Origin of the sequence: Labrys monachus (genome assembly GCF_030814655.1) — a bacterium.
Taxonomy (GTDB): domain Bacteria; phylum Pseudomonadota; class Alphaproteobacteria; order Rhizobiales; family Labraceae; genus Labrys; species Labrys monacha.
The window spans coordinates 2,609,394-2,635,881 of sequence record NZ_JAUSVK010000001.1; the positions used below are offsets into that span (position 1 = coordinate 2,609,394).

General features: G+C 67.5%; 28 protein-coding genes and 1 tRNA gene. 19 read left to right on the plus strand and 10 right to left on the minus strand.

What is annotated here, in order from left to right; all coding sequences use genetic code 11:
- Positions 1–34: 34 nt before the first annotated feature.
- A complete protein-coding gene (locus tag J3R73_RS11750) occupies positions 35–949 on the minus strand; it encodes a class I SAM-dependent DNA methyltransferase (protein WP_307426680.1) in 915 nt (304 codons plus the stop codon).
- 172 nt (positions 950–1,121) lie between these two features.
- On the opposite strand from J3R73_RS11750, the gene J3R73_RS11755 reads away from it, so the two are divergent.
- The 5 genes from J3R73_RS11755 to J3R73_RS11775 all read left to right on the plus strand — a co-directional run bounded on the left by J3R73_RS11755 (position 1,122) and on the right by J3R73_RS11775 (position 6,493).
- On the plus strand, positions 1,122–2,132 hold the full coding sequence (locus J3R73_RS11755; protein ID WP_307437294.1) for a ligase-associated DNA damage response exonuclease: 1,011 nt from the start codon (positions 1,122–1,124) through the stop codon (positions 2,130–2,132).
- Positions 2,129–3,784, plus strand: coding sequence for a cisplatin damage response ATP-dependent DNA ligase (locus J3R73_RS11760; protein ID WP_307426682.1), 1,656 nt, complete (start codon positions 2,129–2,131; stop codon positions 3,782–3,784). The genes J3R73_RS11755 and J3R73_RS11760 overlap by 4 nt, the downstream gene beginning before the upstream one ends.
- Before the next feature lie 3 nt (positions 3,785–3,787).
- The gene (locus J3R73_RS11765) at positions 3,788–4,063 is read left to right on the plus strand and encodes a DUF6460 domain-containing protein (RefSeq protein ID WP_307426684.1); all 276 of its coding nucleotides are present in this window, start codon (positions 3,788–3,790) and stop codon (positions 4,061–4,063) included.
- A 167-nt stretch (positions 4,064–4,230) separates the two neighbouring features.
- Positions 4,231–5,565 carry an MATE family efflux transporter gene (locus J3R73_RS11770; protein WP_307426687.1) on the plus strand — a complete coding sequence of 445 codons (1,335 nt, stop codon included), beginning with the start codon at positions 4,231–4,233 and terminating at the stop codon, positions 5,563–5,565.
- A 178-nt stretch (positions 5,566–5,743) separates the two neighbouring features.
- Complete coding sequence (locus J3R73_RS11775; protein ID WP_307426691.1) at positions 5,744–6,493, plus strand: SDR family NAD(P)-dependent oxidoreductase; 750 nt, start codon at positions 5,744–5,746, stop codon at positions 6,491–6,493.
- Positions 6,494–6,592: 99 nt separating this feature from the next.
- Here the strand turns inward: J3R73_RS11775 and J3R73_RS11780 are convergent, their stop codons facing one another.
- Entirely contained in the window at positions 6,593–7,588 is a 996-nt protein-coding gene (locus J3R73_RS11780; RefSeq protein ID WP_307426694.1) for an alpha/beta hydrolase, read from the minus strand.
- A gap of 185 nt (positions 7,589–7,773) precedes the next feature.
- On the opposite strand from J3R73_RS11780, the gene J3R73_RS11785 reads away from it, so the two are divergent.
- The 3 genes from J3R73_RS11785 (at position 7,774) to J3R73_RS11795 (ending at position 9,390) form a co-directional block, all read left to right on the plus strand.
- A complete protein-coding gene (locus tag J3R73_RS11785; RefSeq protein ID WP_307426697.1) occupies positions 7,774–8,787 on the plus strand; it encodes a histone deacetylase family protein in 1,014 nt (337 codons plus the stop codon).
- Between the two features lie 116 nt (positions 8,788–8,903).
- Positions 8,904–9,152: a hypothetical protein gene (locus J3R73_RS11790; protein WP_307426700.1), complete on the plus strand. Its 249-nt coding sequence runs from the start codon at positions 8,904–8,906 to the stop codon at positions 9,150–9,152.
- Positions 9,133–9,390, plus strand: a complete 258-nt coding sequence (locus J3R73_RS11795; RefSeq protein WP_307426702.1) for a hypothetical protein — start codon at positions 9,133–9,135, stop codon at positions 9,388–9,390. The genes J3R73_RS11790 and J3R73_RS11795 overlap by 20 nt, the downstream gene beginning before the upstream one ends.
- 111 nt (positions 9,391–9,501) lie before the next feature.
- Here the strand turns inward: J3R73_RS11795 and J3R73_RS11800 are convergent, their stop codons facing one another.
- Complete coding sequence (locus tag J3R73_RS11800; RefSeq protein ID WP_307426704.1) at positions 9,502–10,182, minus strand: outer membrane protein; 681 nt, start codon at positions 10,180–10,182, stop codon at positions 9,502–9,504.
- A gap of 278 nt (positions 10,183–10,460) precedes the next feature.
- Here J3R73_RS11800 and J3R73_RS11805 point away from each other — a divergent pair, with 278 nt between their 5' ends.
- Positions 10,461–10,856 carry a DUF930 domain-containing protein gene (locus tag J3R73_RS11805; protein WP_370879895.1) on the plus strand — a complete coding sequence of 132 codons (396 nt, stop codon included), beginning with the start codon at positions 10,461–10,463 and terminating at the stop codon, positions 10,854–10,856.
- A 172-nt stretch (positions 10,857–11,028) separates the two neighbouring features.
- On the opposite strand, the gene J3R73_RS11810 is transcribed toward J3R73_RS11805, so the two are convergent.
- Positions 11,029–11,352 carry a GPW/gp25 family protein gene (locus J3R73_RS11810; RefSeq protein WP_307426707.1) on the minus strand — a complete coding sequence of 108 codons (324 nt, stop codon included), beginning with the start codon at positions 11,350–11,352 and terminating at the stop codon, positions 11,029–11,031.
- Between the two features lie 448 nt (positions 11,353–11,800).
- Between J3R73_RS11810 and J3R73_RS11815 the strand changes: the two genes are divergently transcribed.
- On the plus strand, positions 11,801–12,226 hold the full coding sequence (locus J3R73_RS11815; protein ID WP_307426710.1) for an acyltransferase: 426 nt from the start codon (positions 11,801–11,803) through the stop codon (positions 12,224–12,226).
- Between the two features lie 43 nt (positions 12,227–12,269).
- On the opposite strand, the gene J3R73_RS11820 is transcribed toward J3R73_RS11815, so the two are convergent.
- The 6 genes from J3R73_RS11820 to J3R73_RS11845 form a co-directional block, all read right to left on the minus strand.
- Positions 12,270–12,701: a Ros/MucR family transcriptional regulator gene (locus J3R73_RS11820; RefSeq protein ID WP_307426713.1), complete on the minus strand. Its 432-nt coding sequence runs from the start codon at positions 12,699–12,701 to the stop codon at positions 12,270–12,272.
- Positions 12,702–13,015: 314 nt separating this feature from the next.
- Positions 13,016–14,263, minus strand: a complete 1,248-nt coding sequence (locus tag J3R73_RS11825) for a L,D-transpeptidase family protein (RefSeq protein ID WP_307426716.1) — start codon at positions 14,261–14,263, stop codon at positions 13,016–13,018.
- A 172-nt stretch (positions 14,264–14,435) separates the two neighbouring features.
- A complete protein-coding gene (locus tag J3R73_RS11830) occupies positions 14,436–14,699 on the minus strand; it encodes a hypothetical protein (protein WP_307426719.1) in 264 nt (87 codons plus the stop codon).
- 166 nt (positions 14,700–14,865) lie between these two features.
- Positions 14,866–14,940 (minus strand) — tRNA-Gly (locus tag J3R73_RS11835).
- A 115-nt stretch (positions 14,941–15,055) separates the two neighbouring features.
- Complete coding sequence (locus J3R73_RS11840; protein WP_307426721.1) at positions 15,056–16,633, minus strand: RimK family ATP-grasp domain-containing protein; 1,578 nt, start codon at positions 16,631–16,633, stop codon at positions 15,056–15,058.
- A complete protein-coding gene (locus J3R73_RS11845; protein ID WP_307426724.1) occupies positions 16,618–17,127 on the minus strand; it encodes a GNAT family N-acetyltransferase in 510 nt (169 codons plus the stop codon). Before J3R73_RS11845 ends, J3R73_RS11840 begins: the two co-directional genes overlap by 16 nt.
- Before the next feature lie 275 nt (positions 17,128–17,402).
- Here J3R73_RS11845 and J3R73_RS11850 point away from each other — a divergent pair, with 275 nt between their 5' ends.
- The 9 genes from J3R73_RS11850 (at position 17,403) to J3R73_RS11890 (ending at position 26,463) form a co-directional block, all read left to right on the plus strand.
- On the plus strand, positions 17,403–18,557 hold the full coding sequence (locus J3R73_RS11850) for a YbfB/YjiJ family MFS transporter (RefSeq protein ID WP_307426728.1): 1,155 nt from the start codon (positions 17,403–17,405) through the stop codon (positions 18,555–18,557).
- Between the two features lie 183 nt (positions 18,558–18,740).
- Positions 18,741–19,133 carry a Co2+/Mg2+ efflux facilitator ApaG/CorD gene (gene apaG, locus J3R73_RS11855; protein WP_307426731.1) on the plus strand — a complete coding sequence of 131 codons (393 nt, stop codon included), beginning with the start codon at positions 18,741–18,743 and terminating at the stop codon, positions 19,131–19,133.
- A gap of 336 nt (positions 19,134–19,469) precedes the next feature.
- On the plus strand, positions 19,470–20,699 hold the full coding sequence (locus tag J3R73_RS11860; RefSeq protein ID WP_307426733.1) for an aspartate aminotransferase family protein: 1,230 nt from the start codon (positions 19,470–19,472) through the stop codon (positions 20,697–20,699).
- Between the two features lie 5 nt (positions 20,700–20,704).
- Complete coding sequence (gene argF, locus J3R73_RS11865; protein ID WP_307426736.1) at positions 20,705–21,637, plus strand: ornithine carbamoyltransferase; 933 nt, start codon at positions 20,705–20,707, stop codon at positions 21,635–21,637.
- Positions 21,634–22,617 carry an Hsp33 family molecular chaperone gene (locus J3R73_RS11870; protein ID WP_307426738.1) on the plus strand — a complete coding sequence of 328 codons (984 nt, stop codon included), beginning with the start codon at positions 21,634–21,636 and terminating at the stop codon, positions 22,615–22,617. The genes argF and J3R73_RS11870 overlap by 4 nt, the downstream gene beginning before the upstream one ends.
- A 70-nt stretch (positions 22,618–22,687) precedes the next feature.
- On the plus strand, positions 22,688–23,851 hold the full coding sequence (argE, locus tag J3R73_RS11875) for an acetylornithine deacetylase (protein WP_307426740.1): 1,164 nt from the start codon (positions 22,688–22,690) through the stop codon (positions 23,849–23,851).
- Positions 23,852–23,913: 62 nt separating this feature from the next.
- Positions 23,914–24,513, plus strand: coding sequence for a flavin reductase family protein (locus J3R73_RS11880; RefSeq protein WP_307426742.1), 600 nt, complete (start codon positions 23,914–23,916; stop codon positions 24,511–24,513).
- A gap of 138 nt (positions 24,514–24,651) precedes the next feature.
- The gene (gene mscL, locus J3R73_RS11885) at positions 24,652–25,077 is read left to right on the plus strand and encodes a large conductance mechanosensitive channel protein MscL (protein ID WP_307426744.1); all 426 of its coding nucleotides are present in this window, start codon (positions 24,652–24,654) and stop codon (positions 25,075–25,077) included.
- Positions 25,078–25,293: 216 nt separating this feature from the next.
- On the plus strand, positions 25,294–26,463 hold the full coding sequence (locus J3R73_RS11890) for a pyridoxal phosphate-dependent aminotransferase (RefSeq protein WP_307437300.1): 1,170 nt from the start codon (positions 25,294–25,296) through the stop codon (positions 26,461–26,463).
- Positions 26,464–26,488 lie beyond the last annotated feature (25 nt).

Sequence of the window (26,488 nt, forward strand, 5' to 3'; positions counted from 1 at the left end):
TCGGCATCGGCAGGCCAAAAGTCCAGTCCGTGCGTCAGGAGCGTTCCAGCACCGCGACCATGCCTGGCACCGGTTGGCCGCGGTCCCTTCGGGCCCATTCGTCGTTGCGGCAGGCGATCGCCAGACCGGCGGCCCCGGCCCAGGCCGCGATGGCGGCATGCGAATGGGCATAGCGCATGTCGTGGTTGAGGATGAAGGCCTCCGGACCGTCCCAGCGCTGGGCGGAGAAGGCGAAGAGGCCGCCGGGCGCCAGGACGCGGGCCGCCTGCCTGAAGATCGCTTCGAGATTGCCGAGATAGACGAAGACGTCGGCGGCGAGCAGGAGGTCGGCGCTCTGCGCCGGGCGGCCTTCGAGGAAGGTGGCGACGTCGCCTTGCTCCAGCCGGTCATAGAGGCCCTTGCGCCGCGCCAGGGACAGCATGGCCGCGGAAAGGTCGACGCCCTCGATCGAGGCGCAGGAGGCGCGGAAGGCTTCGCCGGCCAGGCCCGTGCCGCAGCCGAGATCGAGGGCATGCCCGAAGCGGAACGGCTTGCGGAGCGGTTCCAGCGCCGCCAGCAGCAGAGCGGGGCCGCGATAGCCGAGGCCGTTGACGAGGGAGGCCTCGAAACGATCGGCATAATCGTCGAACAGGGCGGCGACATGCGCCGGCGCCATGGCCCCGTCGGCCTCGATCGCGCCGAGCCGGGCGAGGCGCGCGCCGGCCCCGGCCTCGTCCACGGCGTCGATGTCGAGACATCGGCGGTAGGCCGCGATCGCCGCCTCTCGCCGCCCGGCGCTTTCGAGGAGATCGCCGAGCGCGAACCACCCCGTGGCCCAGCCGGGAACGGAGGCGAGCGCCTGCTCGACGAGCTCCGCTGCGGCCTGGAGGTCACCCTCGGCCTTGTAGCTCATCGCATAGGCGAAACGGCGGTCGGCGATGATGTCGCCGGAAGAACGGGGATATGACATGGCGGCGGGAGCATAAGGACGGATCCGCATCGAGGGAAACGCTTTCCTGCGTCGCCGGCTTCGACCAAGCGCCGGCGATCCGCCTGAAAACGGCGGCCGTCGAGGCCGCGTGAACCCGCGAGCCGCGGGCGCCGCCATTGGCGCCGCCGCGGCGCATGCCTATCTCTGCAGGATGAGGCCTTCCGACCTGCTGATCCCGACACCCGCCGGGCTTCATTGCCCGCTCGCCGATGTCCATGTCGATCCCGTGCGTCCCGTCGAGAGGGCGCTGATCACCCATGCCCATTCCGATCACGCCCGTGCCGGCCATGGCAGCGTCCTCGCCACGGCCGAGACGCTGGCCATCATGGCGGCGCGCTACGGCGAGGATTTCTGCCGCACGCGGCAGATCGCGGTGCCGGGCGAGGCCATCGGCCTCGGCGGCGTCGAGGTCCGGTTCCACCCGGCGGGCCATGTCCTCGGTTCGGCGCAGATCGCCTTCGAGGCCAAGGGCCTGCGCATCGTCGCCTCCGGCGACTACAAGCGCCAGCCCGATCCGACCTGTGCGCCGTTCGAGGTGGTGCCCTGCGACGTCTTCATTTCCGAGGCGACCTTCGCCCTGCCGGTGTTCCGTCATCCCGATCCCGCGCACGAGATCGGCAAGCTCCTCGACTCCCTCGCGCTCTTTCCCGAACGGACCCATCTCGTCGGCGCCTATTCGCTCGGCAAGGCGCAGCGGGTGATCGCCCTGGCGCGGCAGGCGGGCCATGATGCCCCGATCTATCTGCATGGCGCGATGGAGCGGATCACCCGGCTCTACGAAGGCCTGGGCATCGCGCTCGGCGATCTGCGCCTGGTGCGGGAGACGCCGGCGAGCGATCTCGCCGGCGCCCTCGTGCTGTGCCCCCCCGGCGCCCTGCATGATTTGTGGGCCCGCAAGATGCCGGACGCGCTCACCGCCTATGCCTCGGGCTGGATGCGCATCCGCGCCAGGGCGCGCCAGAGCGGCGCCGAACTCCCGCTCGTCATTTCCGACCATGCCGACTGGCCGGACCTGCAGCGCACGATCCTGGAGACCGGCTGCTCCGAGCTCTGGGTCACCCACGGCCAGGAGGATGCGCTGGTGCATTGGGCGGCGGGCGCGGGCCTCAAGGCCCGGCCTCTCCACATGGTCGGCTATGGCGACGAGGAGGGCGAGGGATGAACCGCTTCGCCGAACTGCTCGACCGCCTCGCCTATGAGCCCGGCCGCAACGCCAAGCTTCGCCTGATCACCGACTATTTCCGCGCCACGCCCGATCCCGATCGCGGCTATGCGCTGGCCGCGATGACCGGGGCGCTGTCGTTCCGCAACGCCAAGCCTGCTCTGCTGCGCGCGCTGATCGCGGAGCGCACCGATCCGCAGCTCTTCGCGCTCTCCTACGACTATGTCGGCGATCTCTCCGAGACCATCGCGCTGATGTGGCCGGCCGAGCCGGGCGCCAACCATTCGCCGACGCTGAGCGAGGTGGTCGAGGCGATCACGCAGGCCGGCAAGGCGGCGATGCCGGGCCTGATCGCCCGCCATCTCGACGCGCTCGACGAGGTCGGCCGCTGGGCCTTCCTCAAGCTGATCACTGGCGCGCTGCGCATCGGCGCCTCGGCCCGCCTCGCCAAGAGCGCGGTCGCGGCGCTGGGGACGCTGGCGCCCGACGACATCGAACTCGCCTGGCACGGTCTCGCGCCGCCTTACGAGGGCCTGTTCGCCTGGGCCGAGGGCCGGGGACCGAAGCCGGAGACCGGCGATCCGACGCCGTTCCGGCCGGTGATGCTCGCGCATGCGCTGGAGGAGAGCGACCTCGCCGCCATCTCGCCCGAGACCCACGCCGCCGAGTGGAAGTGGGACGGCATCCGCGTGCAGGCCGTCGGCGCGACCGTAGACGGCCTGCCGGTGCTGCGCCTCTATTCGCGCACCGGCGAGGACATCGCCGCCGCCTTCCCCGATCTCGTCGAAGCCCTGCATTTCGAAGGGGCCGTCGACGGTGAATTGCTGGTGCGGCGGGAGGGCAGCATCGAGAATTTCAACGCCCTGCAGCAGCGCCTCAACCGCAAGAGCGTGACGCCGAAGCTCGTCGCCGACTATCCCGCCCATATCCGCGCCTACGACATCCTCGCCGACGGCGAGGAGGACCTCAGGCACCTGCCCTTCGGCGAGCGGCGGCGGCGCCTGCAGGAATTCGTGGCGCGCGTCGGCTCGCCGCGTCTCGACCTGTCGCCGATCGTCGCCTTCGCCTCGGGCGAGGACCTCGCCGCCGCCCGCGCCGACCCGGCCGCCGGCGGGGCCGGCGCCGATGCCGACGCCGTCGAAGGCCTCATGCTCAAGCGGCACGACAGCCCTTACGTCCCCGGCCGCCCGAAGGGGCTGTGGTACAAATGGAAGCGCGAGCCGTTCCGCATCGACGCGGTGCTGATGTATGCCCAGCGCGGGCACGGCAAGCGTTCCTCCTTCTATTCCGACTATACGTTCGGGGTGTGGAGCGGCGACGAGCTCGTGCCGGTCGGCAAGGCCTATTTCGGCTTCACAGACGAGGAATTGAAGGATATCGACCGCTTCGTGCGCAACAACACCGTCAACCGCTTCGGTCCGGTGCGCGAAGTGGTGCACGGCGCCGATGCCGGCCTGGTGGTCGAGGTCGCCTTCGAGGGGCTCGCGCGGTCGACCCGGCACAAATCGGGCGTCGCCATGCGCTTTCCGCGGCTGGCGCGGCTGCGCTGGGACAAGCCGCCGCGTGAGGCGGACCGCATCGAAACTTTGCGCGCCATGCTTGACCGCGCCGCCGCCACGCCTGAAATAGAGACGGCTTTGCCGGGAGATTGAAGCATGTCGGCGCTTGAACGGTTCATGGGCGGCTCGGTGCTGAGCACGCTCCTCAAACTCGTCGTGATCTCGATCGCGGTCGGCCTGGTCCTCGCCTGGCTCAATCTCACGCCCTGGGACGTGATCGCCAATCTGCGCCGGTCGTTCGAACATCTGTTCGCGCGCAGCGCTTCCATCCTGCACGACCTCGTCAGCTATTTCCTGGTCGGCGCGGTGATCGTGATCCCCGTATGGATCATCATCCGCCTGCTGAAATCGGCGCCGTCGGGAAGGCGGTAGGGAGGGTACCGGCGCCTGGATGACGTGACCGCTCCGGCAATCGCCGTCGCCTCCTTGCTTCCCGCCGAATTAGCGCTTGCAAGCAGCGGCCTTGCCGTCGGATAGAGCGTTCCCCTTTTGGCCTCGGTGCGCCGCGCCGTCGATCGGCCGGGGCGAAATGGACCGCCATGAACTATTCACCCGCCGTTGCCGTCCGGCCCGTCGCCGTCAGCCATCGCATCGTCCTGGGCATCGCCGCGCCGATGACGCTGGCGCATCTGTCGACGCCGCTCCTCGGCCTGGCCGACACCACCGTCATCGGCCAGATCGGCGACGCCTCGCTGATCGGGGCGGTGGCGCTGTCGGCGGTGCTGTTCGATTTCCTGTTCTGGGGCTTCGGCTTCCTGCGCATGGGCACGGCGGGGCTGACGGCGCAGGCGCTCGGCGCCGGCGACGGGCTCGAGCAGCGCGCGGTGTTCCTGCGCGCGCTCGTCATGGCGGCGGTGCTGGGCCTGGTCATCGTCGGCCTGCAGGGTGCGATCGCCGCCGTCGCCTTTCCGCTGCTCGGCGGCTCGCCGGCGGTCATGAGCGCCGCCAGGCTCTATTTCCATATCCGCATATGGTCGGCGCCCTTCACCTTCGCCAACTATGCCGTGCTCGGCTGGCTGATCGGCATGGGGCGCACCACCACCGGTCTCTTCCTCCAGATCGGCATCAACATCGCCAACATCCTACTCTGCATCGTGCTGGCGCTGGGGCTGGGCTGGGGCGTGACCGGCACCGCCGTGGCGACGAGCGCGTCGGAAATCTGCGGCGCGGCGGTCGGCCTCGTCGTGGTCGCCGCGCATTTCGGCGGACGGTTCGGCATACCGGCGGCCGTCGTCTTCGACCGGCCGAAGTTCGTCCGCATGATCGCGATCAACCGCGACATCATGCTGCGGACCCTGCTGCTGCTCGCGGCCTGGCTGTTCTTCGCCCGCCAGGGCGCGCAGGCCGGCGACGTGACGCTGGCGGCCAACGCCATCCTCAACAATTTCTTCCTGCTCGGCGGCTATTTCCTCGACGGCGTCTCCACGGCGGCCGAGCAGCTCTGCGGCCGGTCGATCGGTGCCAACAACCGGCCGGCGTTCGAGGCCTCCGTGCGCTATTCGCTCCTCTGGAGCCTCTTCCTCGCCGTCACCATGTCGGCGCTCCTCTTCCTCGCCGGCGGCACCTTCATCGACTTCATGACCAAGAGCACTCCGGTGCGCGAGGAGGCGCGGCATTTCCTTGCCTATGCCGCGATGACGCCGATCGCCGGCGCGCTCGCCTTCACCTTCGACGGCATCTATATCGGCGCGACCTGGAACGCCGCCATGCGAAACCTGATGATCGTCGCCCTGGCCTGCTATTTCATGCTGTGGTGGCTGCTCCAGCCTTTCGGCAATCACGGCCTCTGGCTGGCCCTGATCGGCTTCCTCGTGGCCCGCGGCGCCGGCCAGGGCCTCGCCTATGGCAGGCTGCTGCCGCGCGCCTTCCCCTGAGGCGTTCGGCCGACGATCCCGTGCTTGAACCCGTCGCGGCGAGCCTTTATCAACCGTTCGACCACACCGCCTCCGGCGTCCTGCGCGAGGTTGTGGCGGAGCGATCACATCGTCGCCGCGCCGCGCTTCCCATCCGCCTCACGATCCGTTCGATCCACAAAACACAGGGATGGAGACAATGACGACAATCATTCGCTATGAGGGCCGCGGCGCGATCGTCACGGGCGGCGCCTCGGGCATCGGCCTGAAGACGGCCGAGCGCATCATCGCCGAAGGCGGCTCGGTCAGCATCTGGGACGTCGACGCCGGCCGCATCGACGCGGCGCGCCAGTCGCTCGGCGAACGGGCGCATGGCGTCACGCTCAACATCGCCGATCCCGACGCCGTGGCGGCAGCCGCGCTCGAAGCCGAAAGCCAGCTCGGCCGCGTCGACGTGCTCGTCTGCTCGGCCGGCGTCGCCGGCAAGAACGAGGTGGTGGTCAACTACCCGATCGACGAGTGGAAGCGCGTCTTCGACATCAATGTGAACGGGCTGTTCTACTGCAACCGCTTCGTCGCACCCTTGATGCAGAAGCATGGCTATGGCCGCATCGTCAACGTCTCCTCCATCGCGGGCAAGGAAGGCAATCCGACGGCTTCGGCCTATTCCGCCTCGAAGGCCGCGGTGATCGGCTTCACCAAGTCGCTCGGCAAGGAATTGTGCAAGGACGGCATCACGGTGAACGCCATCACCCCGGCGACCGTGGACACGCCCATCCTCGCCCAGGTCAGCCAGGCCCATATCGACTATATGCGCTCGAAGATCCCGATGGGCCGCTTCGGCACGGTCGAGGAGCTCGCCTCGATCATCACCTGGCTCGCCAGCGAGGAATGCTCCTTCACCACCGGCGCCGTGTTCGACATCTCGGGCGGCCGCGCCACCTATTGAGGGCGACGCGATGGAAGGGCGATCACCGATCGCCCTTCTCGGAAACGCCGCGCCTGGCGCGAGAGGGAAGGTCGATCGGCGATCGGCACTCCCCTCGTTTCAGGCGATCATCGCCCTCGCCGCCGCCCCGGCCTCGGCGAGGGCCTGGCGGGCGTCGGCGAGCATGCCCGTCATCTGCAGGAAGCCATGCGTGGCGCCCGTCGCGAGGTGCACCCGCTCGGGCCGCCCGAGCGAGGCGAGGCGCGCGCCGAGATTGAGGGTGTCGGAGAGGATCGGGTCGATCTCCGCCGCCATCAGGTGCAGCGGCGGCAAGGCGCGGAGCGCCGCGTCGCTCGCATGCAGGGGCGAGGCGAGCGGATTGCGCCGGGCGGCCTCGTCGGCGACATACCAGTCCCAGTAGCGCCGCATCTTGCCGGTGGTGAGCCCGGGCCCGTCACGAAAGCGCCGATAGGACGGCGTGTCGAAATCCGCGTCATAGGCCCCGTAGAAGAGCAAGGCGCCGGCCGGCAGCGGGCGCCCGGCCTGCTGCTCGTGCAGCATGGCGGCGAGCGCGAGATTGGCCCCCGCCGAATCGCCCGAGACGATGAGCGGCCCCGGCCGCACGCCGGCCTGCGCCGCGGCTTCGAACGCGGCGCGCAGGCAGGCGACGATGTCGGTGAGGCCGGCCGGAAAGGGGTGCTCGGGCGAGAGGCGATAGTCCGGCGACAGCACGGGCAGTCCCGCCTCGATCGCCAGCACGCGGGCGCAGCGTTCATGCGTCTGCGGGTTGCCGAAGGCGAAGCCGCCGCCATGGATGAAGATCAGGGCACCCGCGCCGGCATTGGGCGGCACCAGGACCTGCACGGCGCAATCGGCGGAGCCGAGCGTCGCGTCGGCGGGAACCGTCACGTCGGCGGTCGACGCCATGGCGGGGAGGTCCCGGTTCCAGCGCTGGTTGATCCGTGCCACGACATGGCGGCCCTCCGCCGGCGGCATCAGGGTGGTGTCGGGCTGAGGTCCCGCTTCGGCTTCGACCGCCGCCAGCAGCGCGGCGAGATCCGGCGTCAGGCGCCCTGGCAGGGTTTCGACGGTGAGAGCCGTCCCGGTCTTGTTCATTGTCCTATTCCCAAAAAGCGCGGGCCGGCATCGGCGGCCGGTCCCCATCACGGTTCGGCATTGCGGCCGCTCCGCCTGCAGGATAATCGAAGGGGCGGGGCCTTTGTCACCATCGAAGCGGCGGCGTTGCGGCCGATGGCCGCCGGCAGGCCGCCGCTCCTGTCGCCTTCCTTGGGGGATGCCGCATGAAATTCGTCTTCAGCGAAAGCCAGAAGAGCCACGATCCCCGCTTCTTCCTCAGCAGCGGCGCCCAGCGTCCCAACCCCGAAGTGCCGCGCCGGGCCGACATCCTGCGCCGGGCGGCCCTGGATCTCGGCCTGGAGGAGGTCGCGCCCGCGGAGGCCGGGCTGGCGCCGGTCGCGGCGGTGCATACGCCCGAATACATCCATTTTCTCCGCCACATCCATGCGCGCTGGCAGCGGATCGAAGGCGCGTCGGAGGAGGTCATCCCCAACATCCACCCGGACCGGAGGGGCGGCGCCTATCCGGCCTCCGCCGTCGGGCAGGCCGGCTACCACATGGCCGACACCTCCTGCCCGATCTCGGCGCAGACCTTCGACGCGGCGCTGGCGAGCGCCCATACCGCCTTCCATGCCGCGGGGCTCGTCCTCGGCGGCGAACGCGCGGCCTACGCTCTGTGCCGCCCGCCCGGGCACCACGCCTTTGCCGATCTCGCCGGCGGCTTCTGCTATTTCAACAATGCCGGCGTGGCGGCGCAGGCGCTGCGCAGCCGGCATGACCGGGTCGCCATCCTCGACGTCGACCTCCACCACGGCAACGGCACCCAGGGCCTGTTCTACCGCCGCCGCGATGTGTTCACCGTATCGATCCATGCCGATCCCGTGCGTTTCTATCCCTTCTTCTGGGGCCATGCCGATGAACGGGGCGAAGGCGAGGGGCTCGGCTGCAACCTCAATTTGCCGCTTCCGCGCAAGACCGGGGATGACGGCTTCATGGCCGCGCTGGAGCAGGCGCTCGCCCGCATCGATGCCTTTGCGCCCGGCGCGCTGGTGATCGCGCTCGGCCTCGACGCCTTCGAGGGCGATCCTTTCGGCGGCCTGTCGGTGACGACGCCGGGCTTTGCGCGCATGGCCGGCGGCATTGCGCAACTCGGCCTGCCCGCCGTCATCGTGCAGGAAGGCGGCTATGTCTGCGACGAACTCGGCGCCAATCTCGCCAGCTTCCTCGGGGCGGTCTGAGGGCGACGACGGGCATCGGCCGTGGTTTGGTGTCATTAGGAACAAAGAGAGAACAAAAGCTCGACTCTCTGCGAATCCGCCCGTATTTTACGGCTTTCGGATTCGAGGAGCGAGGCATGATCGACAAGAGAATTATGGAGATGGCGCTTGCCTTCAAACACCATGCCCTGGAGGCTGAAAAGAATGCGGACGATCTGATCCGCAGCGCCGACGGCGACGCGCGCATGGCGCTCGTCGGCATGATCCGCGCCGCCGGGCTCTTCAAGCTGGAGGCGGAGATGTATCGCGCCAACGTCATGACGCCGGCATTCGCCGAACTCCTTGCCGAATTGCGTGGAGAGGCCAATGCCCCTGTCCTGCACTGACGCAGCGTTGCCGTCCGGCCTGGATGGGGAGGTCGAGCAGGTCATCGCCGCGTGCGGCGGCGATCCCAAGGAGGCGGTCAGGGCGCTGGTGGTTTCCAACGCCCATCTTCAGGCCGAACTGGCATCGCTCGATGCCGAGATGGCGCAGTTGCTCGCGGATGTCTCGCGCGGCTATGCCCGGGGCCATTGGGACTGGCTTCTGGAGCGGGCCGACGTCCCGATTCCCTATCTGCGCTGAGCCGCGCTCCTCTCCCTCTGGAGCGCGCGGGGCCTGTCGCCGGCCGGCATCATGAAAAAGCCGTCGCTCCAGCGGGCGACGGCTTCCTGCAGTGGCGGTTCGTCCCGGCGATCAGAACTTGTAGGAGACGCCGATCAGGGTCGAGACTTCGTTGAAGCGGATCTTCACCCGGTCGCCGAAGAAGTTGGAGTTCTGCTTGCCGAAATCGGTGTAGCGGACCTCGCCGCGCAGCAGCCAGTGATCGTCGATGGCATATTCGACGCCGCCGCCGACCGTCCAGCCGACACGGGTCTTGCTGCTCGAAGCGCTGCCGATGTCCGGGATGTACACGCTGAGCTTCTGGTCGCCGAAGGCGACGCCGGCGGTCACATAGGGCAGGAACCGGTCGAAGGCGTAGCCGAGGCGGGCGCGGACCGAACCCTGCCAGTCGCTCTTGAACTTGGCCGAGCCGAAGGTGCCGTCGACGGTCTGAGAGGTCGTCTTCGACAGGCTGGTGTAGTCGATGTCGCCTTCGAGGCCGATCACGACATTGTTGTCGAATTCCTCATTGTAGCCGACATGGCCGCCGCCGATGAAGCCGGTGTTGTTGAACTTGGCGCGGATGCCGAATTCCGAGTCGGTGGCCTTGGCGTCGCTGAAGACGGCGCCGAGGTGGACACCGGCGTAGAAGCCCGTCCAGCTGAACGGCAATTCGACGGGCGCAGCCGGTTCAACCGGCTGGGGCGCGAGATCGGCGGCAAAAGCCGCGGTCGACGTCATAAGGAGAGCGAAGGCGGCGATGCATGTTTTCATGAGACTCATCCACAATGTTCAGATGGCTTTAATTAGCATCTTTTCTGCCCGAAATCTGTAGTAAAAAAGCCGTGATCAAGCGGGTTTCGACATAATTACCTTATTCCGGCCCGCGCCGCTGCCGCGATCACGGCATCCGGCGCTCCTGCCGTTGCGGCATATCGCAGCCCCGCCTTGCGGGCTGCCGTTGACGCACCGATCCTTTTTGGGATTCACGCTCCGGTCCGGCAGTGGTAGGAAGGCCCCGCCGAACTAACGAGATCGACGGAGAACATGCATTGAATGCGGCAAAATCACTCATCGGTGCATTGGCGCTGGTCTGTCTCGCTTCTCCGGGCGAAGCCCTCGACGGGGACACGAGGCGGCAGCTGATGGAACTCGCGCCCCAGGCCCGTCTGGAGCAGGCCTATGATACCGAAGCGATGCGCCACATCAACAAGGATAAGAATCCGTACACGGCCGACAAGGTGATCGCCTACACCTTCGAGGATCCGGTGTTGCATCACGATGCGATCATCGCGCCGGGCGCCGTCTTCCGCAGCAAGGGCGACTGGTATCATCTGTCCTATCAATGCAGCACAGGCCCGCGGCATGTCGAGGTCCAGTCCCTGAACTATAAGATCGGCGACAAGATCCCCCGCGCCGCCTGGGAGAAGTACAACCTTTACAATTGACGGCGCATGCCGCCGCCGATCGCATCCGTTCGGCCCCCGCCTTCGTGCAGGAAAGGACAAAGTCCGGCCTTGTCCGCGGCTGATGGGACGGGGGCGAGGCCGCGGCGGCAATAGCGGCTTCGGCCGATGCCGAGCCCCGCCGCAAGCACCCCATGCCGCCACCGGCTCCTGGTCAAAATCGGTATGTGATGAAGTGGTGGTGGTTCCTGCCCGTCTCCACATCGTCGAAATACAGCCAGATTGCCTTGACGGCGCCGTCTTCCCGCATCTGGGGATGGACATCGGTCAATCGAACGCGGGGCTCGTTGCGGGCGAGATGGATCTTCACGGCTTCGGCCACTTCACTTGCGGTGAGGCCGGTCTTCGACCGCGAGCGCCCTTCCAGGAGCGCGAAGCATCTCTCCGGATGATGCGGCAATTCTCCAGGCGACGTCCTGAGCAGCTGCCCCATGCGGATCTTGAGCGCATCCAGCCTGTCTGCGGGCGTTGTGGACATAGTGCCGATATCCGTCGCGAGCCGCCATGTCTGCGCTCCGACGATCCGATAGCATCGATGTGGCCCGCGGGCCACGCCTTTCGCCTTTCGCCATCCCCGGCCGGAACCTTCGCCGCCACCGCAGATTTCATGATCGGAAAGCCTGCACGCGGCAGCAGCTTCCCTTACGTATTGTCAGGTCCTAGAAGTTTCCCCCCCTTTCGCCCAGCGCGTCGGAGAAAAGTCGTTGCCTAAAGTCGCCCGTCTCGTCGGAGCTGTCCTGACGCAGTTGCGTGTCCTCTGTCTCAGGGCCGCCGGTCATGACATCCGGGTCGCTTTCGGATCCACGATCCACCGTTCCGCGACAGTCAGCGCCCGAAAGGGAAGGATTCGCATCGGCGCCAGGACGCATCTCCTGCCGGGGAGTTCCATCACCTGCGCACGAGGTTCGTTCAGCGCCGGCGAGAACATGTTGCTGGGCACGGGTGCCCTGATCGGAACCGGCAACGGCAAGATGACGGTCGGCTCCGACATCTTCATCGGTCCCTACTGCGTCATCGGGGGCGGAGGGGACCTCTCGATCGGAAGCGACGTCATGATCGCCTCGCATTCGCGCATCATGTCGTCCGAGCACATCATCGACGACAGCGCGCAATCCATATGGGCCGTCACCACCAGGGGGGTGAGAATCGGATCGGGCGTCTGGCTGGGAGCCGGCGTGACGGTCCTGGACGGCTCGGATCTTGCAGACGGGACGGTGGTGGGCGCCGGCGCCGTGATCAGGGCGAAGACGGATGCCAATTCCATCTATGTCGGCATTCCCGCCAGGAAGCTCCGGGAGCGCCGCCTGACCCCGCACGAGCCGATGCCGGAAGGACCGCGCCCGCAGGATTGAGCCGGACTTCCCCGCCTCTCCGGCCGGTCGGAGAGGCCAACCTCTACGTCGTGCCGCCGAGCTTCTTGGGCAGGATCTTCTTGCGTTTCTGGCCGAGCCCCATCTGCTTGGCGAGTTCCGAGCGCGATTTGGCATAATTGGGCGCGACCATCGGATAATCGGGCGGCAGCCCCCATTTGGCGCGGTATTCGTCCGGCGTAATGCCGTATTGGGACTTCAGGTGCCGCTTCAGAGACTTGTACTTCTGACCGTCCTCCAGGCTGATGATGTAGTCTGGAGTAATGGACTTCTTGATCGGCACCGCCGGCGTCAGTTTGGAATCGGCCGGCTCGTCCAGCTCTTCGCCTTTCGCCAGCCTGATCAGGGCGGCGTGGACATCCGCGATGACCTTGGGAAGGTCGGCGAGGGCTACGCTGTTGTTCGATACATAAGCCGATACAATATCTGCGGTAATCCCGATATCGACGTCATCCACTTCCACTTCTCCAAGGCGACTTTGTCAACAAGGGATGCATAGATATTTTGCACTGCTCCGGCAAGATGAATCGATGATCACGACGTGCTGCGCCGAGCCGGCGAAGGCCACCCGCCCGCAGAGCGTTGCTTGGCGGGAACAAAAAGATCAAGTATTTGACAAAAAAGGCGCTTGCGGGAAACTCGGCAGGGCGCATCCGGCTGCGGCCGGCCCCGGGAGGATAGTTCGTATCTACTTTGTTCCGACCGGAGCGAACAAGAAATTTATACTTTTTCGGCCCTTCCGGTCATCGGCTCCCCCATGCCGGCGCGGCCTCAACCCGGCATGTCGTTGGAAACGACGGCGAGCGAGGCATAGCCATCCTTGTTGTAGATGTCGTCACGGAACTGGATGATGCCCTCCGGCGTCGCCCAGGCGGTGACATAGGTCCAGAACACCGGCACCTTCTGCAGCGGCGCCGCCGTGACATGGTCACCGGAGCGGATCACCTCGTCGATGCGCTCGCGGGTATAGTCCGTGCCCTGGAGGATCCAGGCGCAGAGGTCGCGCACGTCCTGCACGCGGGCGCAGCCGGAGGAATCGAAGTGATATTCGGAGCCGAAAAGCGATTTTTCCGGCGTGTCGTGCATATAGACGCCATAGGCGTTGGCGATGTTGATGCGGACCTGCCCGAGTGAATTGTCGAAGCCCGGATCCTGCGTGAACCGCATGCGGGTGGCCTCGTCGGTGTTCCAGTCGATCTGATCGGCCCGGATCTCCTGTCCCTGCGGATCGTAGATGCGGATATGATGGTCGGCCAGGTAGTCCGGCTCCTTCTGCATCATCGGGATCAGGTCCTTCTTGATGATGGAGAGCGGCACCGTCCAGAACGGGTTGAAGTTGACGTTCTGCACTTGCGTCGACATCACCGGCGAAGGACGGTCGGGCCTGCCGACGATGGTGTTGTGGCGCTGCTCGACCGTGCCGTTGTTGACGGCCTCCGCCTCCGTGGCGGGTATGTTCATCATGATGTAGCGGCCGCCGAGATTGCCATCCATCGCGCGCAGGCGCACGAGGTTGATCTGCAGCTGGTTGACCCGCACGTCGATCGGGATGGCGAGAGCCGCGCGCGAGGTGTCGCCGACGACGCCGCTGGCGAGGATGCCGTGGCGGGCCTGGAAGCGCCTGACGGATCCCTCCAGATAGGAATCGAAGACGTCGGAATCGGCCAGGGACGGCGCGAGGTCGCCGGAGACGACGAGGCGGCGGCGCAGCGACACGACGTCCGCGTTCCGGTCGCCGAGCTGAAGGCGTTCCTTGCCGCCGACCCGCGGCCAGCCGCCCCGGCCGGCGATCTCGGTATATTTCCGCAAGGCGTTCTCGGTCGCCTGCAGCGTATAGGGCGAGAACAAAGGCGAGGCGCTGGCGTCGACGTCGACCGGGCTGGCGATGGAGTCGTAGTCCTCCTTCATTTCCATCTGGCCGAGGTCGAGATTGTTGGCCCGCGCGGCCCGCGCCAGGAGGGATGCCGCGATGCCCGAGGTGAAAGCCGTCAGCAGATGTCGGCGTGAAATCGAGGGCATGGTCATGATCCGCCTTTTGAGGACATCCCGACAAAGCGGCGGACCAGATGACACCTCGATCGGCGCATGCCGGCCGCCCGCCGGACAAGCCATCATTGCTCGCGGCGAAAAGCGGCGAAATCACGCAGGCTCGGCAGGATGGACAGGCTCCTCACCGGGAATTGAAGCCGTGTCATCGGATGTGAGGATGAGCCGGGCGAGACGGGCAAGCCCGCGACGAGTTCGATGGAATCGGGCCGGGGATCTTCGACAGGTCGAGGGGGCCGAACTCTTCTTCGAACTTGGAGCGCCAGTCTTCTTCCGACATCACGCCGGCCGTGGCCCAGACATCAAGCGCGTCCACCGACACCCAAGGCCCGTTGGGCTTCAACATGGCGAACGCCGAGGAAGTGTTGAACAACACCGCCGGCCGCCAATCCCAATCGCAGAATGTCATCGAAGGCACCTCCAGCCAAAATGGAAGCAATGGTCGCCCGAATAGAAATTCTTCAGCGCGAGCTATAGTGGCATATCTAGCCGCAGCCCGTGGCGACTCGTAAATCGTGATCTCGCCGCCGCGTACGCCGCGTCCCGTATAAGCTACTGAAAAGTAATCGTATTTTTGGAGCGGGCGATGGGAATCGAACCCACGACATTCAGCTTGGGAAGCTGACGTTCTACCTCTGAACTACGCCCGCGCGAGGCCTCGGCCCGCAACCATGCTTCCTGGCATCGTCCAGGAAAGACGGTCCCTCCTTCTATCTTATTTGTTCGGGCGCAATCAAGGCCGTCCGCGGGGCGGCGGGACATTTCCTATGAGCCGGTCTCGCGCAGGGGCGCGAGCGGGCCGGGGGCGGCCGGGCGGGAGGAGACCAGCTTGGGGCCGGGGGAAGGGCCCGTCATGCCGGGACGGGCCGGCAAGGCGCGGTGGCGCGCGTCGACGAGCGCCTGGAAATGGGCCAGCAGCGTGCGGTAGAGCGCTTCGCCCACCGCCGCGTCCTCGAGGCCGATGTCGATGTTCGGATTGTCGTTGATCTCGATGACGACGACGCCGGACCGCGTCTGCTTGAGATCGACGCCATAGAGGCCGTTGCCGATCAGGCGCGCGGCCCGCACCGCGGGGCCGATCACCTCGGCGGGCACCTCTTCCACCGCGACGGCTTGCGTCCTGCCCTCCACATGCCCGCCGGCCCCGTCGTGCTGGATGATCTGCCAGTGGCCCTCGCTCATGTGATATTTGGCCGCGAAGATCACCTCGCCCGCCAGGACGCCGATGCGCCAGTCGAACGGCGTATAGATGAATTCCTGCACGAGGATGATTTCCGAATGCTTCAGCATCATCCGCGCCATGTGCTCGAATTCAGCCCAGCTCTCCGCCTTTTTGACGCCGAGGCTGAAGGCGCCGTCGGGCACCTTGAGCACCACGGGATAGGCCAGGCCGCCCTCGAAGCGCGCCAGCGTCCGCCTGGTCACGAACAGCGTCTTCGGCGTGGCGACCTGGTTGCCGAGGAGGATTTCGGACAGGAAGGCCTTGTTGGTGCAGCGCAGGATCGAATCGGGGTCGTCGATCACCGGCATGCCTTCGTTCGCCGCCTTCCTGGCGAAGCGGAACGTATGATGGGCGATCGCCGTGGTCTCGCGGATGAACAGCGCGTCGAACTGGGTGAGACGCGAGAAGTCCTTCTTCTCGATGAGCTCGACGGCGATGTCCATGCCCTGGCCGATGCGGCCGATCGCCTGCAGCGTCTGCAGGTTCGACGGCGGCATCGGGTCCGCGGGATCGTGCAGGATGGCGAGGTCCATGCGCGGGCCGCTGGCGGCCGGCGTCGCCCGCCAGGGCCGGCGCGAGAACCTGCCGAGGCCGTCGAGGAAGACGGCATCGCGGCTCACGTCGATGTCGCGCGGGTCGAGCGGCCGGAGGTTGGCGACCTTCCAGCCCTCGCCGCCGTCGAGCCGCTCGAGGTCGATGGCGAGCAGGGGACAACGGAACGTCTCGAAGCCGCGGGTCGCCAACTCCGCCAGCTCGGCGTCGCCGGCCTGGCCGAAATAGACCTGGACGCTCATGGCGTCGACCGAGCGCGGCACCGCGCCGAGCGGCCCGAGCGCGCGGCCGAGGCTCGCCAGCTTCGGCGCGCATGCCGATTTCTGCTGCATGCCGGTGATGGTCTCGACGCTCGGGGTCACCCGGTCGCCGCGGGCTTCGGCGAGGAGCGAGACATAATAGCCGATGCTGAGATAGTCGTAGCCGCGGCACAGATTGACGATCCTGCGCGGGCGGTGGAAAGGGCCCTTTCCTTCCGCGATGAAGTCCTGGGCGGTCATCACCCGTTTGTCGGGGTCGGGCCAGCGGAAATCGCTGCGCTTTTCGACGATGATCACTTGGCTTGACATGGCCTGCTTTCATGAGGGGGCGCCGGGTCGTCCCGGTGGGGCGGGGATACCGGACGTCGGTAGCGGATGGCCTCCGCGCCATCCTGGTAATAGCCGGCGACCCGCTTGAACGGCCGGAACCCCGACCGCTCGAACAGCCGCTGCGCCGGCAGGTTGTCGAAGCGGGTCTCGAGGCGGAGTTCGGTGGCGCCCGCCCGGCCCGCCCGATGCGCGGCATCCTCGATCAGCAACCGGGCGATGCCCTGCCGCCTGGCCTGACGGGAGACGGCGATCGAATAGAGCCTGGCGACGCGGGTACGGGCGTTCCGAAGCACGACCGAGCAGCCGATGACCGCGGGGCCCTCGGCGACCACGGTCACGGCAGCCGCCGGGCTGGCGAGCAGTTCGAGCCAGCTGCGCCGGGCGATCCTGTCCGTGGCGAAGGCGGCGGTTTCGAGGTCCATCAGGGACGGGAGGTCGTCTCGGGTCGCTTGGCGCAGTCGAAGGCTTGTCATGAACCGAACGCATGTCCGCTGGAGACACTCGAAAAATAGGCCTTTGCCGCAGGGGCCACAAATCAGGAAAAAATAAGGGCTGCGGCTTGCATCCGCCGGGCGGCGGCGGGGTGTGCGTTGAAATCATTCGTTTTTTTCCTGCCCGGGACGGATCCGAAGGCGTCAGGCCCTCGTCAAATCGACGAATGGAGGCGTTCGCCATGGCGGGGATCGCCGGTCCCGTGCGAGGATGCGGCCCTGCGTCCGATTCATCCCGTCCCGCCGGTCCGGATCCCATGGCTCGAAATCAACCCCACAGCCTCGCCGTCGGCGGCCTGGCCGCTCTCGCCGCCGCGCTCGGCATCGGGCGCTTCGTCTACACGCCCATCCTTCCCGGCATGATGGCCGATCTCGGCTTCACGGCCGGGCAGGCCGGGTTGATCGCCTCGGCCAATTATGCCGGCTATCTCCTCGGCGCGGTGGCGGCGGCGGCACCCATGCCGCTGTCCCGCCGCCTCACGCTCGCCGTCATGCTGGTCGCGAGCACCCTGACCACGCTCGGCATGGCGGGCCTGTCCTCGCTGTGGGCGATGGCGGCGATGCGGTTCGCCGGCGGGTTCGCCAGCGCCTGGGTCATGGTGGTGGCGAGCGGCCTCGTGCTGCGGCGCAGCGGCGAGGGGCAGGGGGCTTCCCGGCCGGGCCTTTATTTCGCGGGCGTCGGCGTCGGCATCGTGCTGTCGGCGCTTCTCGTCGCCATCGTCCAGGGTGCCGGCCTCGACTGGCGGACGGAATGGCTGATCTGCGGCCTCGTCTGCGTGCTGCTCACCGGCATGGCGATCGCCAAGATCGGCGCCGAGCCGGCGGCGGGCGGGGCGCGGACCGCGCCGCTTCCCGGCCCGCATCCCGGCGGGGGCGTGGGGCTCCTGCTCGCGGGGTACGGCCTGTTCGGCCTCGGCTATGTCGTGACCGCGACCTTCCTCGTCGCGATCATCCGGGCCGATGCCTCGCTGCGCGCGGTGGAGCCGGTCGCCTGGCTCGTCGTCGGCATCTGCGCCATGTTCTCGGTCCCCGTCTGGCTGAAGGCGGCGGCGCGCTGGGGAACGCTGCGAGCGTTCGCCATGGCCTGCCTGGTCGAGGCGGCCGGCGTCGCCGCTTCGGCCGCCATGGCCACGGCGGCGGGCATGCTGCTCGCCGCGGCCCTGCTGGGTGCCACCTTCATGGGGATCACTGCCCTCGGCCTGCTCGCGGCGCGCGAGCGCGCCCGCGGCGATCCGCAACCCTTGCTCGCGCTGATGACGGCGGTGTTCGGCGTCGGCCAGATCGTGGGGCCGTATTCGGCGGGCCTCCTGCATGACCGCACCGGCGACTTCAGGCTGGCCTCCGGCGGTGCGGCTCTCGCCCTCGTCCTCGCCGCAATCCTCGGGTTCGCCGCCTGGGCGCGCGGGCGCTAGCGGCCTTCCCGTTTGACGTAGGCCCCTCTACGGGCATAAATCCAGCCGGGACAAGCGCAGTCGCCCCGGCGGCGCCGCGCGGCTGAAGACGCAGTCCGTGCTGGCGTCTTCACGCAGGATCCGTGCCGCTGTTCTCTTCGAATGCAGGCGGGCCCGGCAAGGGCCACAGGAGGCGAGGCTCAGATGTACCGAAGCATTACCCGGCATATCCAGGTGACGGTCCAGCCGCAATTCCTGCCCGAAGAATCCCGCCCGGACGAGGGCCGCTATTTCTGGGCCTATACGATCGAGATCGTCAATCGCGGCCCGCAGACCGTGCAGCTGCGTTCGCGCAAATGGGAGATCACCGACGAGCGCGGCCGCCGCGAGGAGGTGCGGGGCGCGGGCGTCGTCGGCGAGCAGCCGGTCCTCGATCCGGGCGAGCGGTTCGAATACACCTCCGGCTGCCCGCTCTCCACGCCGTCCGGCGTGATGGTGGGGACCTATCAGATGGTCAGCGATTCCGGCGAGGCCTTCGATGTCGACATTCCCGCCTTCTCGCTGGACAGTCCGCATGTGAGACGGGTCGTCAATTGAACGCGCCGGTGGATGCCGCAGGCCGGCGCCCGGGAGGCGATCCGCCCTCTCCTTCCGGCCTGGGCGGCCAGGCCATCCCGCCGGCGCCCGGGTCTTGTTCGTCCGCAATGTTCCGCTCGCGTGCACGCTGCCATTGACAGCGGCGGCGTCACGCCTAATATAAATTTCGCAAACAGCCGCCCCGTGGGGCGGCGTTTTGATTTTTGGGCCATCGTGGCGAGCTCAAGGCGGCGCGTAAGCGTCTGCCGAACGCAATCCATCCGGCCTGTCATCTTTCCTTTCCCAGGACTGCAATACAACATCGACATCGATATCGCCGAACCGAAAGCAACGCCCGTGACCCTTTCCACCAAATCCGTCTCGCCTCATGATCCCGCTCATTCGGCCATCCTGCCGACCTATGCCCGCGCGGACGTGACCTTCGAGCGAGGCGAGGGCATGTGGCTGATCGCGTCCAACGGCGATCGCTATCTCGATTTCGGCGCCGGCATCGCCGTCAATTCACTCGGCCACGCCCATCCGCACCTCGTCGCGGCCCTGACCGGCCAGGCGCAGAAGCTCTGGCACACCTCCAACCTGTTCCAGATGCCGGACGGCGAGCGCTTCGCGCAGCGCCTGGTGGAGGCGACCTTCGCCGACCGCGTCTTCTTCACCAATTCCGGTGCGGAAGCGATGGAATGCGCCATCAAGATGGCGCGCAAATACCATTCGGCCAACGGCCAGCCCGAACGCTACCGCGTCCTCACCTTCGAAGGCGCGTTCCACGGCCGCACGCTCGCCACCATCGCCGCCGGCGGCCAGGCCAAATATCTCGACGGCTTCGGCCCGAAGGTCGACGGCTTCGACCAGATCGCCTTCGGCGACCATGAGGCGCTCGACCGCGCGATCACGCCCGAGACCGGTGCCATCCTCATCGAGCCGATTCAGGGCGAGGGCGGTATCCGCGGCGTGCCGGCCGTGTGCCTCAGGGGGCTGCGCCAGCTTTGCGACGACAAGGGCATCCTGCTGATCTTCGACGAAGTCCAGACCGGCGTCGGACGTACGGGCAAGCTCTTCGCGCATGAATGGGCGGGCGTGACGCCCGACATCATGGCGACCGCCAAGGGCATCGGCGGCGGGTTTCCGCTCGGCGTCTGCTTCGCCACCGAGGAAGCGGGCAAGGGCATGACCTATGGCGTGCACGGCACCACCTTCGGCGGCAACCAGCTGGCGATGGCCGTGGGCAATGCGGTGCTCGACGTGGTCCTGGAGGACGGTTTCCTAGATCACGTGCGGCAGGTCGGGCTGCTGCTGCGCCAGCGCCTCGCCGAGCTGCAGGACCGTTTCCCCGACCTGATCGAGGAAGTCCGCGGCCAGGGATTGATGCTGGGCCTGCGCACCCGCATCCCGCCCGGCGAATTCGCCGCCGCCCTGCGCGCCGAGAAGCTGGTGACGATCCCGGCCGGTGACAGCGTCGTGCGCCTGCTGCCGCCGCTCATCGTTTCCGAGGAGGAAGTGCTCGAAGGTATCCGCCGTATCGAGGCTGCATGCGTCGCTCTCTCCAGCAAGCCGAAGACCGTCGGATAAGCCTGATGCCGAAGCATTTTCTCGATCTTTCCGATATCCCCGCCTCCGGATTGCGGGAGGTCCTCGATCTGGCGGCCGCCATCAAGGCCAAGCGCGTCAAGGGCCAGCTCGCGGCCGAACGTCCGCTCGCCGGCAAGACGCTGGCCATGGTGTTCGAGCGCCCCTCGACCCGGACCCGCGTGTCCTTCGACGTCGGCATGCGCGAGCTCGGCGGCGAGACCCTGATGCTGACGGGCGCGGAGATGCAGCTCGGGCGCGGCGAGACCATCGCCGACACCGCCCGGGTGCTGTCGCGCTATGTCGATGCCATCATGATCCGCATGCTCGACCACGACGCGGTGCGCGACCTCGCGCTCAACGCGTCGATTCCGGTGATCAACGGGCTGACGAAGTTCTCCCATCCCTGCCAGATCATGGCGGACATCCTCACCTATGAGGAGCATCGCGGCCCGATCAAGGGCAGGACGGTGACGTGGACGGGCGACGCCAACAACGTGCTGGCCTCCTGGATCGAGGCGGCGCAGCGCTTCGACTTCACCATGCGCGTGGCGACGCCGCCCGAACTGTCGCTGCGGCCCGAAATCGTCGCATGGGCGAAGGCCAACGGCGCTCGGCTCGAGACCGGGCACGACCCGCATGAAATGGCCGACGGCGCCGATTGCATCGTCACCGATTGCTGGGTCTCCATGGGCGACGACGAGGGCCATCGGCACAATCTGCTGCGACCCTTCCAGGTCGACCGCAAGCTCATGGACGCGGCCAAGCCCGACGCCCTCTTCATGCACTGCCTGCCCGCCCATCGCGGCGAGGAGGTCACCGACGAGGTGATCGACGGCCCGCAATCGGTGGTGTTCGACGAAGCCGAGAACCGGCTGCATGCGCAGAAGGGCATCCTCGCCTGGTGCTTCGGCCAGTCCGCCGGCCGGAACGCAGCATGATGGAGCCTCATCTGATGGAGGATGACCACATCCTCCCGTTCCAGGCCGAAGGCCTCGACGTGCGCGGGCGGGTCGTGCGCCTGGGGCCGGCCATCGACACCATCCTGCGCCGGCACGATTATCCGGCGCCGGTCTCGCGCGCGCTCGGCGAAGCCGCGGCGCTCACGCTCCTGCTCGGCACGACGCTGAAATTCGACGGCCGCTTCATCCTGCAGACCCGGACGGACGGCCCGGTGCGGATGATCGTCGTCGATTTCCAGGCGCCGGACAGGGTGCGGGCCTGCGCGACCTTCGACCGCGCGGCCGTGGACGAGGCGATCGCCGCCGGCCGGAGCAGCACGATCGACCTGCTCGGCCAGGGCCATCTGGCGATGACCATCGACCAGGGCCCCGACATGGCGCGCTACCAGGGCATCGTCGCCCTCGAAGGCGAGAGCCTGGAGGCCGCGGCGGACCAGTATTTCCGCCAGTCGGAGCAGATCCCGACGCGCGTGCGCCTCGCCGTGGCCGAGAATTACGTTGCCGGCAAGGGCCAGAGCTGGCGTGCCGGCGGCATGATGATCCAGTTCCTGCCGTCCTCGCCCGATCGCATGCGCATGGCGGACCTGCCGCCCGGCGACGCCCCCGAGGGAGCGGAGATCCTGCAGCAGGACGGCACCCTGGAGGACGACGCCTGGGTCGAGGCCAAGCTGCTGATGGGCACGGTGGAGGACCACGAACTCACCGACCCGACGGTGCCGGCCGAGGAGCTGCTCTACCGGCTCTTCCACGAACGGGGCGTCCGCGTGTTCGAAAGTTCGCCGGTGATCGAGAAATGCCGCTGCTCGCGCGAGGCGGTGACGAGCATGCTGCGCAATTTCTCGCAGCAGGATCGGCGCGACATGGTCGCCGACGACGGCTCGATCACCGTCACCTGCGAGTTCTGCAACACCCGCTACGAATTCGACAAGGCCGAGGCCGACGAACTGGCGAAGGCATAGACGGCGGACGCGCGGGCCGTCGGCCCGCGCTCCCCGCATCCGGTCACGGTCGTTCCACATCGAGAAGCTCATGGCCCCGCAGCGTTTTACGCCCCTCGAAATGACCGCGAAGCTCGTCTCCTTCGACACCGTGAGCGCGCGCTCCAATATTCCCCTCATCGACTTCGTCGCCGGCTATCTCGCCGCCCACGGCGTCGAGAGCCTTCGCCTGCCGAACGAGGCCGGCGACAAGGAGGCCCTGTTCGCCACCATCGGACCGGTGGACCGCGGCGGCGTCTGCCTTTCCGGCCATGTCGACGTCGTGCCGGTGGAGGGGCAGGACTGGTCCTCGCCGCCCTTCGAAGCCCGTGTCGCCGACGGCAGGCTCTACGGCCGCGGCAGCTGCGACATGAAGGGCTTCGTGGCGACCGCCCTCGCGCTGGTCCCGGACTTCCTGGCCGCGTCGCTGAAGGCGCCGATCCATCTGTGCCTCTCCTATGACGAGGAGATCACCTGTTACGGCAGCCTCGACATGATCCGCCGTTTCGGGCGGGACATGCCGATGCCCATCGCCTGCATCGTCGGAGAGCCGACGCTGATGCAGGTCGTCGACGCGCAGAAATCCCTGTCGAGCTACGTCACCCGCGTGGCAGGCCGCCCGGCGCATTCGGCCATGCCGGCCTTGGGAGCCAACGCCCTGCACGCGGCGGCGCGGATCGTCGTCGAGCTCGACGACATCGCCGACGAATTGCGTGCGGCTGGCGATCCGTCGGGCCGCTTCGATCCGGGCTACTCCACCGTGCAGGCCGGCCTGTTCAGCGCCGGCAGGGCGATCAATATCGTGCCGGACGAAGCCCGCATCGTCTGGGAGTGCCGCGGGGTGCCGGCGCTGGCGCTCGAGGCGATCCCTGATCGCATCCGCGCCTTCAGCCGCGACGTCGTGCTGCCCCGCCTGACGCGGACGGCGCCCGATGCCGCGATCACCACCGAGCTGCAGATCCGCGTGCCCGCGCTCGCGCCGGATCCGGGCTCGCCCGCCGAGACGCTCGCGCTGCGCCTCGCAGGCCGCAACCGAACCATGGCGGTCTCCTACGGCACCGAGGCCGGGCATTTCCAGGAGGCCGGCGTGCCGACGGTGATCTGCGGCCCCGGCTCGATCGAGCAGGCGCATCGCGCCGATGAATGGATCGCGCTGTCCGAGCTCGACGCATGCGCCGGCTTCCTGCAGCGCCTGGCCGGCGAGCTGGCCGCCTGAGGCCGATCGGCCGGAGGCTCATTCGCGCCCGATGCCGGTCGGACATTCCGAGGAGACGATCCATGTTCTACGAGCCGCGCAAGGGCGACCACGGCCTGCCGCACGATCCCTTCAAGGCGCTGGTGGCGCCGCGGCCGATCGGCTGGATCACGACGCGGTCGCTGCAGGGGGCCGTCAATCTCGCGCCGTTTTCCTTCTTCAACGCCTTCCAGGCGCGGCCGCATCTCGTCGGCTTCGCGGCGGGCGGGCGCAAGGACAGCGTCGTCTTCGCCGAGGAAAGCCGCGAATTCGTGTGCAATCTCGTCACCGAGGACCTCGCGGTGCCGATGAACGCCACCTCGGCGAGACTGCCGCGCGGAGAGAACGAGATGGAGCATGCCGGCCTGGAGGCTGCGCCCTCGCGTCTCGTGGCGCCGCCGCGCGTGGCACGTGCCGCCGCGGCGCTCGAATGCCGCTGGACGCAGACAATCCACCTCCAGGATGCGCAGGGTGAGCCGAGCGATGCCTGGCTCGTCTGCGGGGAGGTCGTCGGCATCTATATCGACGACCGTTTCGTGGTCGACGGCCGCGTCGATACGGCAGCGATGCGGGTGATGGCGCGTCTGGGCTATCAGGACTATTCCGTGGTGGAGCGCACCTTCCAACTGCGCCGGCCGGAATAGTCCGCCTCTGCGCGCCGGTGCTTTTTTCGTCAGGGCATTTGCCAAAACCCCACTTTTGGAACCTATTGTCGGGTGCCTGAATCCTCCCGGGATTCAGGCAATGCGCTGCATTGTCTCAATCGTTCAGATGGAGGAATCATGCTTCAGGAATTCAAGGAATTCGCCCTCAAGGGCAATGTCGTCGATCTCGCCATCGGTGTGATCATCGGTGCGGCCTTCGGCAAGATCGTCACCTCGCTCGTCGAGGACGTCATCATGCCGATCGTCAGCGCGCTGACGCCGGGCGGCCTCGATTTCTCCAATGTCTACTTCATGCTGCGCGGAACCGCGCCGGCCGGCGCCTCTCTCGCCGATGCCCGCAAGGTCGGCGTGCCCTTCGCCATCGGCAGCTTCATCACGGTGGTGATCGGCTTCCTCATCATCGCCTTCGTGCTGTTCCTCGCCGTCAAGCTGATCAACACGCTCCGCCGCCAGCAGCCGCCGAAGGAGTCGGCGAAGCCGGAGGCTCCGGCCGACGTGAAGCTCCTGACGGAGATCCGCGACCTGCTGGCCGCCCGGCAATAGGGCCGCGGCCGAGTCGCACTTCACGGAGAAGCGCTCGTCCTGGGAACGCGGGCGTCCCGCCCGCGCGCTCCATTCGTGCGGGCGATGCGATCCATTCCAACAATTGATTTCGGTCCCGCCTGCCATGGCCTATGCTTGTCGGCCGGCCGTGTAGGCCGAAATCCCGCAAGGAACGATGCCGTGACCGCCGCCGCTGCCGAGAAGATCCCGCCCGCAATGCCGTCCTTTCTCGACGGCCTTCGTCCGGAGGCGCTCGGCGCGCCGGAAAGCGGCATCGTCGAGGTGATGAATTACGGGCGCACGCGCGAGGGCATGATCCCGCTCTGGGCGGGGGAGGGCGACGTGCCGACGCCGGCCTTCATAACCGAGGCCGCGACGCGTTCCCTCGCCGCCGGCGAAACCTTCTACACCTGGCAGCGCGGCATTCCGGACCTCCGCGAGGCGCTCGCCCGCTATCACACCAATCTGTTCGGCAAACCGTTCGAGCCGGGTCGCTTCTTCGTCACGCAATCGGGGATGCATGCGCTGCAGACCTGTGTGCGCATGGTCGCCGGCAAAGGCGACGAGGTGATCGTGCCGAGCCCGGTCTGGCCGAATTTCCCGGCCGCCATCGGCGTCGCCGGCGCGACGCCGGTGATGGTGCCGCAGATCTACACGGATGCGGGCTGGCAGCTCGACCGCCAGCGCATCGCCGATGCGGTGACGCCCCGCACCAGGGGCATCTTCATCAATTCCCCTTCCAACCCCACAGGGTGGGTGGCCACGCCGGACGATCTCGCCTTCGTGCTCGATCTCGCCCGCCGCCACGGCCTGTGGATCTTCGCGGACGAGATCTACACCCGCTTCCATTATGCCGGCGGCCGGGCGCCGTCCTTCCGCGACATCCGCACGCCCGAAGACCGCATCTTCTTCACCGATACCTTCTCCAAGAACTGGTCCATGACCGGCTGGCGCATGGGCTGGATCGAGGCGCCGCCCGAACTCGGGCAGACCATCGAGAACCTCGTGCAATATTCGACCTCGGGCGTCGCGGCCTTCATGCAGCGCGCCGGCATCGCCGCACTCGACCGGGGCGAGAGCTTCGTGCAGCACCAGATCGCCCGGGCGCGCCAGGGGCGCGACATCGTCGTCGACGGGCTGGGCGCCACCGGCAAGGTCCGGTTCGCGCCGGTGAACGGCGCCTTCTACCTGTTCTTCACCGTCGAGGGCCGGCCGGATGTGCGCCGCCTCGGCCTGGAGATCGTCGATGACGCCAATGTCGGCCTCGCCCCCGGCACGGCGTTCGGCCCCGGTGGCGAAGGCTTCATGCGCCTGTGCTTCCTGCGCAGCCCCGAGCAGCTGCAGGTCGCGACGCAGCGGCTGGTGGACTGGCTCGGCCGGATCTGACGCCGACGCCGCGCCGGCGTCGGAC

Excerpts from the sequence above, each read along its gene's own strand:
- J3R73_RS11845 (WP_307426724.1), bottom strand. The coding sequence starts at position 17,127 with ATGACAAGCCTTCGACTGCGCCAAGCGACCCGAGACGACCTCCCGTCC.
- J3R73_RS11775 (WP_307426691.1), top strand. The coding sequence starts at position 5,744 with ATGACGACAATCATTCGCTATGAGGGCCGCGGCGCGATCGTCACGGGC.
- J3R73_RS11810 (WP_307426707.1), bottom strand. The coding sequence starts at position 11,352 with ATGTCCACAACGCCCGCAGACAGGCTGGATGCGCTCAAGATCCGCATG.
- J3R73_RS11830 (WP_307426719.1), bottom strand. The coding sequence starts at position 14,699 with ATGACATTCTGCGATTGGGATTGGCGGCCGGCGGTGTTGTTCAACACT.
- J3R73_RS11890 (WP_307437300.1), top strand. The coding sequence starts at position 25,294 with ATGCCGTCCTTTCTCGACGGCCTTCGTCCGGAGGCGCTCGGCGCGCCG.
- J3R73_RS11850 (WP_307426728.1), top strand. The coding sequence starts at position 17,403 with ATGGCTCGAAATCAACCCCACAGCCTCGCCGTCGGCGGCCTGGCCGCT.
- J3R73_RS11770 (WP_307426687.1), top strand. The coding sequence starts at position 4,231 with ATGAACTATTCACCCGCCGTTGCCGTCCGGCCCGTCGCCGTCAGCCAT.
- J3R73_RS11785 (WP_307426697.1), top strand. The coding sequence starts at position 7,774 with ATGAAATTCGTCTTCAGCGAAAGCCAGAAGAGCCACGATCCCCGCTTC.
- J3R73_RS11765 (WP_307426684.1), top strand. The coding sequence starts at position 3,788 with ATGTCGGCGCTTGAACGGTTCATGGGCGGCTCGGTGCTGAGCACGCTC.
- J3R73_RS11760 (WP_307426682.1), top strand. The coding sequence starts at position 2,129 with ATGAACCGCTTCGCCGAACTGCTCGACCGCCTCGCCTATGAGCCCGGC.
- J3R73_RS11840 (WP_307426721.1), bottom strand. The coding sequence starts at position 16,633 with ATGTCAAGCCAAGTGATCATCGTCGAAAAGCGCAGCGATTTCCGCTGG.
- argF (WP_307426736.1), top strand. The coding sequence starts at position 20,705 with ATGCCGAAGCATTTTCTCGATCTTTCCGATATCCCCGCCTCCGGATTG.
- J3R73_RS11870 (WP_307426738.1), top strand. The coding sequence starts at position 21,634 with ATGATGGAGCCTCATCTGATGGAGGATGACCACATCCTCCCGTTCCAG.
- J3R73_RS11780 (WP_307426694.1), bottom strand. The coding sequence starts at position 7,588 with ATGAACAAGACCGGGACGGCTCTCACCGTCGAAACCCTGCCAGGGCGC.
- J3R73_RS11825 (WP_307426716.1), bottom strand. The coding sequence starts at position 14,263 with ATGCCCTCGATTTCACGCCGACATCTGCTGACGGCTTTCACCTCGGGC.
- argE (WP_307426740.1), top strand. The coding sequence starts at position 22,688 with ATGGCCCCGCAGCGTTTTACGCCCCTCGAAATGACCGCGAAGCTCGTC.
- apaG (WP_307426731.1), top strand. The coding sequence starts at position 18,741 with ATGTACCGAAGCATTACCCGGCATATCCAGGTGACGGTCCAGCCGCAA.
- J3R73_RS11880 (WP_307426742.1), top strand. The coding sequence starts at position 23,914 with ATGTTCTACGAGCCGCGCAAGGGCGACCACGGCCTGCCGCACGATCCC.
- J3R73_RS11790 (WP_307426700.1), top strand. The coding sequence starts at position 8,904 with ATGATCGACAAGAGAATTATGGAGATGGCGCTTGCCTTCAAACACCAT.
- J3R73_RS11800 (WP_307426704.1), bottom strand. The coding sequence starts at position 10,182 with ATGAAAACATGCATCGCCGCCTTCGCTCTCCTTATGACGTCGACCGCG.
- J3R73_RS11750 (WP_307426680.1), bottom strand. The coding sequence starts at position 949 with ATGTCATATCCCCGTTCTTCCGGCGACATCATCGCCGACCGCCGTTTC.
- J3R73_RS11755 (WP_307437294.1), top strand. The coding sequence starts at position 1,122 with ATGAGGCCTTCCGACCTGCTGATCCCGACACCCGCCGGGCTTCATTGC.
- J3R73_RS11795 (WP_307426702.1), top strand. The coding sequence starts at position 9,133 with ATGCCCCTGTCCTGCACTGACGCAGCGTTGCCGTCCGGCCTGGATGGG.
- J3R73_RS11815 (WP_307426710.1), top strand. The coding sequence starts at position 11,801 with ATGTTGCTGGGCACGGGTGCCCTGATCGGAACCGGCAACGGCAAGATG.
- mscL (WP_307426744.1), top strand. The coding sequence starts at position 24,652 with ATGCTTCAGGAATTCAAGGAATTCGCCCTCAAGGGCAATGTCGTCGAT.